General features: G+C 56.1%; 1 protein-coding gene. It reads left to right on the top strand.

The window, feature by feature from the left end; genetic code table 11:
* A partial coding sequence (locus AC1RPY_RS08175; RefSeq protein WP_481763185.1) for a hypothetical protein occupies positions 1-226 on the top strand: 226 nt, incomplete at its 5' end.
* Between the last annotated feature and the right edge of the window lie 13 nt (positions 227-239).

Raw genomic sequence — 239 nt, 5'->3', positions numbered from 1 at the left:
AACGTGGAAGTGCATGAGCACGGCACTCCCGGGCTTTTCAATGGACCGGGTAACGGTTCCGCTGCACGGCATTGAACTTGTGTACGCAGGCCGTAAGACCTTCGAACACACATTCAACACCACGTTTATGGAAGCGAGCGACTGGAGTACGCGCGCCCCGTTCGATGCGTGGTCGGAAATGACCAGTTCGTGGCTCAACAAAAGCGGATCGTTTGCATCCGCCTAAAAGTGCACGGCAC

It is taken from the genome of Dellaglioa sp. CoH-56-MRSF-12 (assembly GCF_056782075.1).
Note: the sequence above shows the minus strand (reverse complement) of the source record. Positions and strands in the feature narration are given on the sequence as shown.